Annotated in this window: 10 protein-coding genes; 1 reads left to right on the top strand and 9 read right to left on the bottom strand. The window is 44.1% G+C overall.

The annotated features are described in order from the left end of the window. Window positions 1-98 precede the first annotated feature (98 nt). The 9 genes from EV690_RS08315 to EV690_RS08275 all read right to left on the bottom strand — a co-directional run bounded on the left by EV690_RS08315 (window position 99) and on the right by EV690_RS08275 (window position 14,153). A complete protein-coding gene (locus tag EV690_RS08315) occupies window positions 99-470 on the bottom strand; it encodes a nuclear transport factor 2 family protein (protein ID WP_131912519.1) in 372 nt (123 codons plus the stop codon). A gap of 92 nt (window positions 471-562) precedes the next feature. Continuing rightward, window positions 563-1,240 carry an HNH endonuclease gene (locus EV690_RS08310; protein ID WP_165872700.1) on the bottom strand — a complete coding sequence of 226 codons (678 nt, stop codon included), beginning with the start codon at window positions 1,238-1,240 and terminating at the stop codon, window positions 563-565. A gap of 120 nt (window positions 1,241-1,360) precedes the next feature. Further along, a complete protein-coding gene (locus tag EV690_RS08305) occupies window positions 1,361-2,047 on the bottom strand; it encodes an alpha/beta fold hydrolase (RefSeq protein WP_165872699.1) in 687 nt (228 codons plus the stop codon). A gap of 240 nt (window positions 2,048-2,287) precedes the next feature. Then, on the bottom strand, window positions 2,288-6,844 hold the full coding sequence (locus EV690_RS08300) for an AAA family ATPase (RefSeq protein WP_131912517.1): 4,557 nt from the start codon (window positions 6,842-6,844) through the stop codon (window positions 2,288-2,290). 1,388 nt (window positions 6,845-8,232) lie between these two features. After that, complete coding sequence (gene rlmB, locus EV690_RS08295) at window positions 8,233-8,973, bottom strand: 23S rRNA (guanosine(2251)-2'-O)-methyltransferase RlmB (protein WP_131912516.1); 741 nt, start codon at window positions 8,971-8,973, stop codon at window positions 8,233-8,235. Window positions 8,974-8,979: 6 nt separating this feature from the next. After that, window positions 8,980-11,340, bottom strand: a complete 2,361-nt coding sequence (rnr, locus tag EV690_RS08290; protein WP_131912515.1) for a ribonuclease R — start codon at window positions 11,338-11,340, stop codon at window positions 8,980-8,982. A 115-nt stretch (window positions 11,341-11,455) separates the two neighbouring features. Further along, window positions 11,456-12,187, bottom strand: a complete 732-nt coding sequence (locus tag EV690_RS08285; protein ID WP_224054926.1) for a tetratricopeptide repeat protein — start codon at window positions 12,185-12,187, stop codon at window positions 11,456-11,458. 105 nt (window positions 12,188-12,292) lie between these two features. Then, the gene (gene mdh / locus EV690_RS08280; RefSeq protein WP_131912514.1) at window positions 12,293-13,219 is read right to left on the bottom strand and encodes a malate dehydrogenase; all 927 of its coding nucleotides are present in this window, start codon (window positions 13,217-13,219) and stop codon (window positions 12,293-12,295) included. A 148-nt stretch (window positions 13,220-13,367) separates the two neighbouring features. Then, window positions 13,368-14,153, bottom strand: a complete 786-nt coding sequence (locus tag EV690_RS08275) for a transporter substrate-binding domain-containing protein (RefSeq protein WP_224055064.1) — start codon at window positions 14,151-14,153, stop codon at window positions 13,368-13,370. Window positions 14,154-14,363: 210 nt separating this feature from the next. Between EV690_RS08275 and argR the strand changes: the two genes are divergently transcribed. Further along, on the top strand, window positions 14,364-14,858 hold the full coding sequence (argR, locus tag EV690_RS08270) for a transcriptional regulator ArgR (RefSeq protein WP_131912513.1): 495 nt from the start codon (window positions 14,364-14,366) through the stop codon (window positions 14,856-14,858). Window positions 14,859-14,916 lie beyond the last annotated feature (58 nt).

Raw genomic sequence — 14,916 nt, 5'->3', positions numbered from 1 at the left:
TTAGATTGACGTGAAAACGCCAAGCATTGTGAATCACTCATAAATTTCTTGTTATATGTAGGGGGGCACAACCAAAAATTCTAAAACTTAAGCAATGACTATAGAAGTTCAAACTTTTCGCATGGCGTTCCTTGATGATATTTCATCTGCCAACCTTGACCGGTGAACACCCAGATCGACGAACGCTTAGTAAACGCGCTAACTTCACCCGCTTCTGAAACCCATGCTGATTTGTATAGAAGTAACTGAACTGAAGGTTCTAACAAAATACACTCAAAGTCTTGAGAATGAATGTGACCATTTGAAGGTTCTTCACTTTGCATCATTCCCAAAATAGAAGAGTAGTCAAAGCTACGCCCCGAACGCCCAACTTCTTTAAAGCTCGAATGAAGCAACCTTGCTACTTCGTTCAGATCTTGCCTAATTTCATACCGATGTAGAGCGATTTCCTGCTCAATTAGAACTTCCATTATGTCTCCAATGCTTAAATAAACATATAACGCCTCAATAACCAGCGCAGCTTTGCTGCGTCCGGCGCGGTATTGATTGACTTGTTACACGTTTACTCATGCACAAGCCGCGATAACTTGCTATACATTGAACTTACCAAAGAAGATTTATTGACTCCATAGTGCATTTCCCTGTGGCAGTTTGGGCACAAAGCCACAGCATTTGAAACAGTGTCTGAACCCCCGTCAGCTAAACGACGAAGGTGATGAATCTCTAAAAAAGGCTCACCTTCTGCTGTTGTAAATGGTGCATTAGAGCTACAGCACTCACATTTCCCAGATGCCTCTTTAAGAACCCATGCTTTAACTTTTGGGTCCCTCTTGAAATGAGTTACTTGTGAATAGGCTTTATCAGGCTCTTTGATGCCACGTGGTTTGGAAAGATTTGCTTTTGATTTATAGGAAATAACTTGAGTTTCGAACTCAGCGACCTTGGGTAAGCTTTGCCCTTCTACTTCAGAGACTAGTCTTTCAATTACTGCTGCGTTATTTGAGCCTACATTTTTTGCAGGTTTTAGACCTGAAACCCATTCACGCCCCATAAGCGAGTATACATAGGAGATATTCTGCATTCGATATTCGAATGATTTTTCAGTTCGGCCAAAACGATTAGCAAGTCCAGAATAAATTTGCTTTTTAACACAAGGCACTCCATTCGCCTCGTCAGAGTGCATCTGAACGTATGCTTCCACGGCTGCTTTTAGCTCTTCCTCTGTCCAATTATCACTCAAGTGTAATTCCTATAAACATATAACGATGACATAAACGGCGCGACGTCAGGAGCCTCCGGTGACCGAAGGGAGTATATTTGATGTCGTTTTTATAACGTTTTTATTTATATTCAGTTCATTTTAATTAAATATTTTATTTATTGTTAAACAAATTTTGTCTAGATTCTCTTCTAATATGAAAGGGAAATGACCAGAATCCTTTATTTCCAACTCAATTATATCTGCATTAAATTTTTTAAAGGATCTTGGGATTTCTATTGGAAAGCGATAATCTTTTTCTCCGAATATATTCAAAATAGGGAAAGTAATCGTTGATAGTTCATTAATAATATCAAAGTCTGCTAAGAAGCTTTTAAATAGCGAATCAAATGTTTCTTCTGATAATGTGCTAGACATATTTTCAAAAAAATCTCTCCCATTTGTTTTTTCTTTTTCGGTCATAAATATATCTTCAGGATTAGCATCTTCCAAATCATAAAATTTAAGCATATCTCTATATTTTAACCATTGCTTGGTATTCAACCCTGTATTCAAGAGTATTAACCCACTGATTTTATTTTTAAACAAAGATATATATTTTAATGCGAGAACTCCACCCCAAGAATGTCCTAATAGTATTGGTTTATCTTCACATTTACTTACTAAAACATCTATTTCTTCTATTAATTCATCTATGGTTATATCAAAACCTTTCTTTTGACTATAAAAGACACAATTAAATGTGTCATTTAAGATTGAAAAATATGATTCAAGGTAATCATCAAAACCAGGTCCGCCATGTAAATAGATAATTGTTTTTTTATTCATAACCACCATAATCTAAGACATATCAAATGCTTTAAGCTTCATATAATTTCTTAATTATCATAATTTATTCCATTACAAATACATATTTCAATATCACTTCCCATATATTCTTTTTAAATTCCACTATATTTGCCTGATAAATCTACATAACGATAAAGCGTGCTGGCGTAAAGCGTCCACGTGGCGCGCCTTGTTATGTGGTCGTCTAAAGAGCAGACCTCTGTTTTCATGAGGGCTTAGTTATAACCTCTCGGCCATCTTTAGCCAATCATTGACGGAATTAACTCCCAGTGACAATAGCAAATCTTGCACAGATACCACACGTGTAAGCATCGTACCGCCATCAGATTCTTCCCGTTCCTCAGCTTCTGCAAAAAGCCGGGTCACTAACTGGACAAGCTGATTGTTATGATCGTAAAAATAAGTCTTGGCACGACTAACATGGGCTAGGTAAATTTCTGTTGCAACCAAGGCGAAATCTGGATCGCGCTGTGAAATGGCGTTGAGCCATTCATCAAACCCAAACCATTGATGTTTGTTTTCACTATCAATCTCGAACACATTGAAGCACAGTTGAATCAATTCTACCGGGATGGTTACAGGAGGCGTTTTGTCCTGAAAGATCTTCTCGGTCTGTCGAGCAACTATCGCTGCATGACGACTGTCTGTTCTTAGTCCCGTCTCAATACCAGTAAGACATTGCTCGCGATGCTGTTTGATATTTTCAGGGTGGGTCCAAACGCTTGCCGCCCCCTGCCAAGCTTCGGTAATGTCCAATATGTTCAACTTTCTAACCAAATCGGCAAAATTGATATGCCCCGTTAAAGCAGATAGTGCTGAAATGCGTCCCCATGTTTCCATGTCTTCCTTGCGGCCCTCACGGCGGAGGCGCTCAAGCAAAGGGGCAACCTTCTCGAAGTGATCGAGATAGGCGTAATACAGACAACGTTCTGCGGATTTCCAAAGACCTGCGGAATCCTGCATGGCACAGAAAAATAAATCCCAACCCAGCTCGGGATACCGGCTTTGGAGATACGGCAAGCGTCGTAAAATTAGAGCGCGGATAGCAGGGTGTTCGTTGCTGGCGAATCGACGTAGTGTTGGTGGTAACAATTCGGGTAATGCAATGTTCTGCTCTTGAAAGTTGTTGACCAAAATCATCAAGGCTTCAGCAATATTTCCGGTCATCATATTGATACCAGTGGTAAGCAAATCGACCGAATCCCCATGGATAGTGCTTTCTTCCTTAAGCTTTCCAAAGCCTATTGATAAGAACACCAGCCGCGCAGCAGCTTGTGTCTCATGGATGACGTGTGCACAGGCTTTCAGGGCCTTGGCTGCGGAGCGAGTGAGCTGCCAGTGAGCGGGATGCCTTTCTAGTTCATCAAGAATTTGGTTCGCCAAGGCAGGTGCATCAGGCTCATCGATTGGTATCCAAGTAGCGTTAGCTTGCAAGTTGCCGTAGCGATGTGCCAGGTAGTTGGCAATACCGTCCATGATGTCATTGCAAAATCCTGATGAAATATCTGCCCAATGGGATTTCAGTAATCCCAAGAATCGCGATGGGTGGCGAGATGAAGCCTCGTGTAGCTGCCAACCGACCTCTCGTTCACCACCGACTAAAAAGTCATCGAAATCTCGGTTATGTCCAGTGTAGTGCGCGAGCAAATGAAGTATCCCACCATCACTGGCATTGAGGAAAACCTCATATGAAAATGGGGCGGCGACAGTGCCGCCTCTCGTGCCGATGTATGGCTGTCGATAAAATGTCCCATATATCTTTTCGTATGCATCTAGTATCGCTTGGGTTTCTGATGAACGCAGATGGCAGGGAATCGTGGATATATATTCTGCTCGTTTCTTCAGTACCCATAAACGTGTTTCCTCGTCCGTTACTTGCTCATCATTCCACAAGGTTTGTATTGTTGCCATGACTGAATCTTGTGTATGGCTATCTAGGTAAATAAATGCAGTCTGTATCAATGCGCCTAATTCATAGGAGAGTTCACATTTGAGCAAATCCTTGTCGCATAATAGACGACCGCTCAAGTTTATATTTGCCTCAGGGTTGCTGATTAAAGCGAGGATGGCGAAGTAAACCAACGCCCTTTCGTGGTTAAAGCACAAGCGTTCTCGGTTGTCTTGCCACCAGTCAGAGTGATTTTTGGCGTGATCTAGAATGGCTGCTTCGACAGCATCTAGTAAAAACCGTTCACTATCTATGTACTTATGATCGTTTTGCGTGTGAGTATCTCTATAAGAACTGTCATTCAGGAACCCACTGCGATAGCCTATTCTGTTAACAGATCGGATTTGATTCCATTGTTCGATTGTTCCCAGTGCTAAATCGAGTAAAGCAGTGGATATCACCATCCGCTGTGTCAGGAAGTTTTCACCCTTGTAATCAAACTCATGGGGTTTGCAATGCAATTTATTATCAAAATGATATTTCAATACTTCATCATCATTGATCTCACCAACGATATAGTGCCATAAGGTTTTGTCATCAATAGCGCCAGCAGTGACACTACGTGCAACAGTACGCCCCAATAAACTATGGTCTGGTTTCGGCATACTGAGTAGTCGCTTTAGTAAGGGGGCGACAAGTGGTAAATTTTCTGTCCGAATGTCGGATAGAGAAAAAACTAATTGCTCTGAGATTCTGTTGCCGTCAAGCCAATCTAACGCAATTGAATCCATCCAGAATGCCAATACGCCTGTAGCATCATCATTTGCCCACTGCGCTACCCGATGAACATGGGCTGTAAGTCCATCGGCGTCGTGCGTTTCCTTCAATGCGGGAACCAGATGAGAAAGCCAAAAATGATGCCACTCAACCAACGATGCTTGGTTGTAAATCACCTGGAAAACCTCGCGATGATGGGCGTACAAATCTCGTATCAGCGGCCAGTCATCATCCAGAGGCATCTGCTGGGAAAATGATTCGGCAATCAGGCGGCGGATATGGAAGGCGGCATTGCCTGTCAGTACTGTCCGCAGTTGCTTCCTAAATTCGCGCCGCTCTCCAGTCGCCAACTGCGCAACAAAGCTACGTATACTCGGACGTACGAAGGGCACGGGAGGCAAGTCTTGGATGAATTCATAGAGCGAGACGTCCCGGCGAACAGCGCCACTAATCACCAGTACATCTAGTAGAGTTTGATGGCCAAACGTCAATTTACCATCATGGGTATCGAGCAGGACATTGAGACTGTGGAGTCGTCGCAGGATGTCCTCTGAAGCATTGAAGCGTTGATTCGAAATAGACAGGCTGCGTGACTTCAGCATTGTGTCGGCGATGGCTTCAATCGCTTGCATGGCTTCATCCCCCAGCGTGGGATCGGCCTTTACGATGGTATCGAGGTAGCGTTGCGCCAATACTTGACTGGTCACTACGTTGAAGCTTCCTTCACGCTGAGCCAGTTCGACAAACAGGGCAAGTTCGCGAGGATTACGGATTAGTTCACGGGTGACGGAATCAATAGTCGTCGAATCGATTCCAAGCTTGTCAAGAAGCGGTACAATTTCATTCTCCCAGTCCAACGGCAGGCACTGCAATTCGCAGTCCCATTGCCGAGCGGCGATGCGTCGATCGTATTTACGGTCGAAGTCGCGGCAAGCTGTAATAACGGTAACATTGGGAATCAGTAGCAGCTGGTCAATTTGTGCCAGAAAGTACGTCAATATGCTGTGCTCGCGAGCGATGGACAAGACATCCAGTGAGTCGATAACTACGACAACATGTGCGTCTTCAGCTAAACGGGCGGTCTGTTCTACCCATTGCTCTGGCAGGCCCTGTGCCTTGCGTTCTAGCGCCGTCGCTAGGTCTGCGAATTCGCGTGACTGTATAAAGAGCGGTACTAGGTCAGCTCGGGCTTGCATACGCTGTTCTAGTGCTTCTTGCAGGCTCAGCATCACACAGGTTTTGCCAGAACCAGGCAAACCCGTTAGCAAGACGGAACGTTTCTTGGCATCGATAGCTACTAGGAGTTCCCCCACAACTGGGCTAGAAATGCGCTGCCCGGCAATGTCCCGATGCCAATGCCTGCCAATGACCGAAGTGCTGGCAAACGATTTTCGCACCTCTGAAATGTCAATGCTCGGAACGAGCATTGCGCCCGAGCGATGAAGAATACCTTTGATGTCGTCTTTGGTCAGTCGATGCGGGGTTGAGGCGGATAGGTTCCCGTCCTCTAGCCGACCACCAAGTTTATCGAGGCGTATACAAAGAGCGTTGAAGGCAGCATCTGAGCTACTTACCATTTGGCGCAAACGTTCACGTAGTAAAATCTCCATGCGATCAAAGTCTGGGGTGATCTCGAAGGAGGTACGGTGTAGGAATTCATACACCGAAAGATTGGACACCTTACCGGTAATGCGAGCAGCCAAGTCGCTATTTGTTTTTTCATGCTCTTTGGTCAATTTCGCAAGATAATCGGCCTCATTGCCATGGAGGGTGCTGAATTCACGTAGTTTGGCGAGTGAGCCAAACTCGCTACGCGAATAAAAGCGGACTTGGGCTTGTTTATTTCTAGTCAGTGCTAGAACCGCCTTGTCCAGCTCATCCGCAAGATCAGCAATCGACCATGCCCTGAAATTGGTCTGGTTCTTTTTGCACTGGCAACAAATTAGGGATCCGTCGGATTTTCCAATTACAACATCATCCACCAGATAGGTCGTAGAATCTATCTCAAGCCATTGAAATTCTGGATCGGACAGGACAGTTAATGCCCAGTCAAAGGCAACAAGGGTCTGATAAATATCACCACGGTTGGAGAGTATTCCTGCGATGCTCATTTAGTCGCTTGCCAGAACTTTTGCATTCACATTTCCTACTTTAGAAGGTGTGCATTTACGATTACTTTAGATGGAGCAGTTGTTGGTGCCGCTATTAGTGTTGGATCAGCCCCTTCAATTACGGAACGCTGTCGATCGATATCTGATATAGGGTATAGACATATACACCTATGGACGCTCCGCTTTTGGCAAGTAAAAACAATCGTGATTTTCAGATCTTGCAGCCATATATCCGGATTCTATGTTAAAGGCTTCTGCCTTGATCTCTGATGAGTTCCGCTCATTCATTCCTAATCATTTGTTCCGTACTTTTAAATACGATGTTAGGGACAGGTTTATAAATGTCGATCTGACCTAAATGCCATCAATTGTCTTTGCCTACGCAACCTCTGCGATCCGTTTATTCTTTTATAACTTGTTCTTTAAATTTATCATGATACGCTAAAATTGCCCATGCTATCCGTGCGAGTTTATTTGCTAGAGCAACGATCACCACATTTGGATGGGCTCTCAAACTTAATGCATGTAACCATGACGTCCAACTGTGCTTGGGATTCATATGCCGAATGACGGCTCTCGCTCCGTATAAACAGCCGTCTTAGGTAGCCATATCCTCGCTTATTCATGCCTAGTAATATTGCTCCTTAATAACATAGATATGCCTAAGTTTAGAAAAGGAACGACCATCTCATTATTTGTATATTGCGCGCTCAAAAACTGCATGCACACTTTTATTCTCAATTTATATAATCGTCATGTTATCAGATAGATACATGCGTTTGCTTAAATACACCTAGAGGCAAAGTGTGCGCGCATAATATCTCCCCTGCCATGCCCGATAACTCACCCGCAATAGATCATAACCATCTGATTTATAGTTATTTGGTGTATCCACTTAAAAATAGAGTGTGCGTAAAGAGCTATCAAATGCATTAAATTTTCTAGCGCCCAAAATAATATTCGTTATGTATACCGCATTGGCTATTTAGCTACTCAGCGAACCTAATGCAGAAGTAATGCATTTAACAATCTCTGATAACCACCACGCTACCGCCCCAGGCAAACAGAGACGTTCCTGTCTAAATGATATCGCAATCGCTTCGGACCGCAGATCCACAGGCGAAGTCTTTCAAGAGGAAGCAATTGATATTTTTGATTGTAAATGGTCGGATGAAGAATGCTATGGCTGATTTGATATTTTTTGATTGGGATCAGGCTACTTTTTTGCCCTCATAACGCATTGATAATGAATGACTAACCTAAAAGTAGTAATCGATTGAATAACAATACGAGTTGGATAGATGCACAAAATAAGTGGAGGGATAAAGGTCAGGTTTCATTCACGGGGTTGATAGCGAGCCACTAAATGGCTCGCTATCAGGCAAAGTTTAGTCACGTCGCTGACGGACAGCTTCAAACAAACAGATCCCCGCAGCAACAGAGACATTGAGGCTTGAAACACTGCCGGCCATGGGCAATTTCACCAGTTCGTCACACGTTTCTCGGGTTAAACGACGCATACCCTTGCCTTCTGCGCCCATCACCAGTGCCAAAGCGCCATTTAGTTTGCAATCGTAAATCAACTGCTGCGCTTCGCCTGCGGTCCCGACCACCCAGACACCTTCTTTTTGTAACAGTTTAAGCGTTCTGGCTAAGTTGGTCACCGAAACTAATGGCACCGTTTCAGCAGCCCCTACGGCCACTTTACGAACCGTGGCGTTTAACTGCGCTGATTTATCTTTCGGCACAATCACCGCACACACGCCAGCCGCATCGGCATTACGCAAACAGGCGCCAAGGTTGTGTGGGTCGGTCACACCATCGAGCACTAAAAAAAGCGGGCTTGGATTGGCTTGGATCAGCTCGGGCAGATCATGCTCAGTGTAATTTTTTGCTTCTTTCACGCGAGCCACCACGCCTTGATGGTGTGGGTCTCCCGCGCGCTCATCCAACGCTTTACGATTCATTCGCTGAATACTCAATCCCATCTTTTTAGATAAAGATAAAATTTGTTGCATGCGTTCATCATCACGCCCTTGCAACACGGCTAAATCGATAACTCGTTCGGGATGGCGCTGTAAAATAGCCTGCACCGCATGCAGGCCGTATACATAATATGGACGACTCATAATAATTTAAGACTTCGATGTATTTTTCAATTTGGCCCGTTCTTTTTTACCAGGCCGGCTTTTACGTTTTTTCTTGCGTTTAGGTGTTGCTTCAGTGGTTTTCGGTGCAACCTTTTTCTTTTTCGCTTTACTCGATTTGGGCTTCTCGGGTGCTTTTGCTGGCTCAGCAGTCGAAGTTTTCTTAGTGGCTTTGCGACGGCTTTTACCCGATGGGTTAGCATTTTCGCCAGAAGCTAGCATCAAATCAATTTTACTATCATCCATATTCACACTGGCGACTTTCACTTTAAGCGAATCGCCAATCCGATACCGGATACCACTGGCGCGTCCAATCAAGCTCTGGCGGGCATTATCATATTCAAAATAATCACGCCCCAGATTGCTAATATGTACCAATCCATCAATGTGCAGCTCATCTAAACGGATGAAGAGCCCAAAATTGGTCACCGCTGCCACCTTGCCACTGCGAATTTCTCCGACATGGTCAAGCATAAACTCACATTTCAGTTTATCGCTCACCGAGCGGGTCGCTTCATCGGCTCGCCGTTCTGCCATTGAGCTGTGTTCGCCGAAATTATCCATCTCTTCGATTTTATACAGATAGCCACCATTGGGCGTCCAACGGTGTTTTGGATTGGCCTGCTCTTTGGCTAACAGATATTTTATCACCCGATGTAACAACAAGTCAGGATAACGGCGAATCGGTGAGGTGAAATGCGCATAGCTTTTCAGTGCCAAACCAAAATGGCCGATGTTATCCGGCTGATAAACCGCCTGCATCATCGAGCGCAGTAGCATCGTTTGAATCAGCTCTTTATCTTCGCGTTCAGTAATCTGTTCTACTAGGGCAAAATAATCCTTAGGCTCGGCCTCATCACCACCGGTTAAGGTCAATCCCAACTCATTGAGAAAGCCTCTAAAGTTATTGAGCCGTTCGGTACTGGGTTTATCATGCACTCGAAATAAAATCGGGGCTTTATGTTTTTCAACAAACTTCGCCGCGGCGACGTTCGCCTGGATCATGCACTCTTCGATCATCTTATGCGCATCATTACGTTTTAACGGCACAATCTGCTCAATTTTGCGTTGCGCATTGAAAATAAAACGAACCTCTTCGGTTTCCAGTTCAATGCCACCACGCTGCGCTCGTGCTTGTTTTAGAGCCAGATACAGTCGATGCAACTGTTTAAGATGAGCAACCTGTGCTTGATAACGCTCTTGCAACAGTTCATCCCCGGCTAAAATTGCCGCAACTTTGTTGTAGGTAAGCCGAGCATGGGAGTGCATCACCGCGGGATAAAATTTATATCCAGACAATCGCCCCGCTTCAGAAATCGTCATCTCAGCAACCAAACAAGCCCGGTCAACCTCAGGATTCAGTGAACACAGCCCGTTCGATAACTTCTCAGGTAACATCGGGACCACTTGATCGGGGAAATAGACAGAGGTCCCGCGCTCAAATGCTTCATTATCCAATGCGCTACCGTGGCGAACATAATAAGAAACATCGGCGATAGCAACCCACAGTCGCCAGCCACCCGATTTCTTCCGTTCACAATACACCGCATCATCAAAATCTCGAGCATCTTCGCCATCAATCGTCACCAACGGCAACTGGCGCAAATCGACTCGATTTTGATAGTCCTGTTCACTCAGCTGCTCACCGATACTGTTGATCTGCTTTTTCACATCATCGGGCCAAGCATGCGGAATATCATAGTTACGCAGTGCGACTTCAACTTCAATGCCAGGGTCCATCTGTTCCCCCAACACCTCTATAATTTGGGCTCGTACCACCGGGTCGCTTTTGCTCCCCCGAATTAACTTGGCGACCACGACCTGACCTTGTCGTGCTCCCAAAGTGGCTGAGTCATCCACCCAAACATCAAAATTAAAGCGGCTGTCATCAGGCACAATGAATGACCCTGAACGCTCTTTAAAAAAGCGCCCAACAATCTCTTGCTGTCCAGGTTGTAAAACTCGCAGTATGCGAGCTTCCTGACGCCCTTTTTTATCGACAGGGCCGGGAGCTGCTAAAACGCGATCCCCATGCATCGCACCGCCAAACTTACTAGCAGGAATAAATAGATCATTGCCTTTATCAGCGCAGCGTAAAAATCCATAGCCATCCCGATGGCCGATAACCTCTCCCACAACTAACCCAAGACGTTCTGGCAGGGTATATTCACCTTTACGAGTTGAAGCAAGAACCCCTTGCTGACATAAAGATTTTAAATGAGAATTCAAATCAGCTTCAGCCAGTGAAAACTGATGAGATAAAAACGTAGAAGAAACTGGAGCATCTTGCTGCTTGATAAAAGCGACTAATTCAGACGGGATATCGACATGATTGTCGTCGTTGGGCATATATTCTAACCTTTTATAATCTCGCAAAAAGTAGGCGAGCAATGAGAGTATGGTATAGCTAATTCGGCTCACAGGCTAGTTCTATAAAACTCAACCTCAATTAGCAATGTTATTATTATTGTTCAGGTCGAGCGTCCTTAATCTGGGCAATCACACCTGGCGGCATTTTTTCAGCTAGCGATAAAAGCAACATTGTAGCCTGTTTATGCTGCTTTTTATCGGCAATGATCGAATTATACAACCACTGATAAGCTTGTTTATAATCATACGGACTTCCATAGCCTTGTACCAATAAATTTACGTACTCTAACTTCGCTTTTAAAAAGCCCAGACTGGCCGACTCTCGCAATAACTGAACCGCTCGCTCAGGATTGGCCTGCACTAAAGTTCCATGCGCATAATAACGGCCTAATTGTTCCAATGCCGCAGGTAACCCTTGATGGGCAGACTGCCACATATAATGAATTCCAAGTTTGACATTGCGCGGCACACAAACTCCCCACGCCAGCATGTCGCCCCATAAAAATTGATAAGCGGGTAATTCAAGCTTTTCCGCCCGTAGTTTAATATCCTGATTAAGCTGACAACGATCAGCCTTGACGCGAGCTAACTGCTGATTCTTATTAATCAAATCTAACAGTTCATCTTGAGAATAGATCTGCACGGGCTGCAATGGCGGAGGAGCGCTCGAATCATCTTTAGATTTTTCATGGCTCGTTGCCGATGCGGGTGAATTAAGCTCTGGTGCTGTCATATTGGGCAAAGCATTACTATTAGCCGTCGCACTGATACTACTGGCCGATATCATTAACCCTATAAGACCGATTAAATATACATATAAACGCATGGCAAACTCATGAAAATCTTACCTAACGATTCTATCGGCCTAATATGACAAAACTATAGCCAGCCAGAACTTTTATTCTGACTGGCTTATTTTTGCGAGTTTCAATCAAAGCTGCCGAGCCTGTTCAATCTCTGATTTCAAAATCGGCAGCATTTGATCAAACTGTTCTTGCTCATAGTCACTCAGCGGTCCAATCGGCAAGATTTTCTCTATACCATTTCGCCCAAACACAATTGGCATTGCAAAAAATCCCGCATACTGGCCACCATCATCAATGTAAGCACATATTTGTAAGTCAGGCGTCCCTAAAAGGCCGTTGACTAATTTAAGGCAAAACGCACCAGCAGCTTGCCCCATTGACAGTGTTGCAGAGCCCCCTCCGGATTTAGCATCCACCACTTCTGTCCCCGCGTTACGAATGCGATCGGTGAGCATCTCTACTTCGGCGCGAGTAAAATCGAGGCCTAACTGCGAAAGCAGCGGCAAAATGGTAACGCCACTATGGCCTCCAATCACAGGAATGCGCAGTGGGGTTGGGTCAATTTTTTTACACTGCCCAACAAATGTTTTGGCTCGGGTCACATCCAACGTAGTCACGCCAAATAATTTGGCTGGATCATAAACGCCTTTTTGGCTCAATACCTCTTTGGCTACTGGCACCATGGAATTGACCGGATTAGTAATAATTCCAATACAGGCTGTTGGACAAACAGCTGCAATTTTTTCCATGATCCCTTTGATAATGCCAGCATTGATACTAAATAAGTCAGCGCGATCCATTCCCGGTTTACGCGCTACGCCGGCGCTAATCATCACGACATCTGCATCTACCAAAGCAGGCGTCGGATCATCTCCACTAAACCCTATGATATCCACGTCTGTAGGAATATGGCTTAAATCAACAGCAACGCCAGGAGTCATCGGTGCGATGTCATACAGTGCTAAATGACTATGTTTGGGAAGTCTGTTTTTCAACATTAGAGATAATGCTTGGCCGATACCGCCAGCGGCACCCAATACAGCAACTTTCATATTCATCGTCCCCTTTTGAATCCATGCAGAAATTGCAAGGAATAAAGAAACAATTAGCACAAAATTCAAACAAAAAAACTACTATTGCCGATAAATTGTCGTCAGGATCACGACTAGCAAAAAATATCAGTACATTAATGTGGTGTATTTAGTTATCTGAAGAAACATCTGAAGGATGATCAGGAAAATATTTTTGATAAATTTTTTGGTAGGTGCCGTTCTTGCGAATGGCGCTAAGTGCATCATTAAGGCGTTGTTTTAGCTTGATATTGTTTTTACCAACAGCAATAGCAAAGCCTGCACCAAAATAATCTTTGTTCGTGATGGGGTCAAGCATCGTGTATTTAGGATGTTTTTTTAACCACAATGCGGCAACCGCCTCATCAACAAAAACACTATCGATCTTATTTTTAGCCAGATCATTCAGTGCCATCTGGTAGCTCGTATAAGGCACAATGATAGAGCCATGACGCACATAACGGTCCAGCAAATATTGTTGCTCAGCGGTCCCATTTTGCACCGCTATCACTTTCGAAAAAAGCTGGCTATACGCATCATACTCGCCTTTGGGAACCACAAACACGGCACCATTTAAGAGATAAGGATGGGTAAAAGCTACTCGTTTTTCGCGCGATGGCGTGATATCAATAGCAGAAATTGCGGCATCGTATCGACCAAATTCAATACTGGCCAACAGGCTATCAAATGGTTGGTCGGTAAACACACAATGTGCTTTCATCTGCTCACACAAGGCCTTCACCAAGTCAATGTCAAACCCTACGAAATGTTTATCAGAATTAAGCGATTCAAATGGTGGATAGGAAGCTTCAGTTGCAAATTGAATCACATCGCTATTAGCCATGGCACTATAAGAAAAAAGAATCGCAAGCATCGCTAACGAACTTAGTATGTTAAAGAACTTACGCTTGTACATCACAACCACAACTAAGATCCTATCAACTAAATGAAAATCTGAGATTTATACTATTTGGTGAACATCTTAACAAGCATCCAAATTCTGGCAAAGATGAAAGTAATGCTTTGAATAATTGTTGAATGAATATGCAAATTTGCTGTATATAAAGTTGAATTCCAAAACCAACCCAGTAAACTTGAACCGTAACCAGTTTTAAGAGTCGAACTCATGAAGACCAATTCAGACCGACAAGAATACCTCATTCAAGCATTTAAAGCTTTATTAAAAGAAGAGCGTTTTGGCTCTCAAGCAGAAATTGTGACGGCCCTACAAGAATTGGGGTTTGATAACATCAATCAATCGAAAGTGTCACGCATGTTATCTAAATTTGGAGCAGTACGGACTCGCAATGCTAAAATGGAAATGGTCTATTGCTTACCCGCAGAATTAGGAGTTCCAACGGCAACCAGTCCACTGAAAAACCTCGTGATCGAAATCGACCACAATGATGCCCTCATTGTGATCCAAACCAGTCCAGGGGCCGCACAGCTCATTGCTCGACTACTAGATTCATTAGGCAAAGCTGAGGGGATTTTAGGTACTATTGCGGGTGATGACACAATATTCATCACACCCACGCAGGAAATGGATATTAGCCAGCTACAAAACGCAATTAAAGAACTATTTGAACAAAGTGCAGCACCTTTTGCGTTTAACAGCTAATCTCATTCATCATCCTAGCTGCACAGATCGCCTCAACACTTAAAGAGGCGATCATGTG

The organism is Celerinatantimonas diazotrophica, assembly GCF_004339545.1.
In the GTDB taxonomy this organism is placed as follows: domain Bacteria; phylum Pseudomonadota; class Gammaproteobacteria; order Enterobacterales; family Celerinatantimonadaceae; genus Celerinatantimonas; species Celerinatantimonas diazotrophica.
This window is presented reverse-complemented; position numbering and strand designations above follow the sequence as displayed.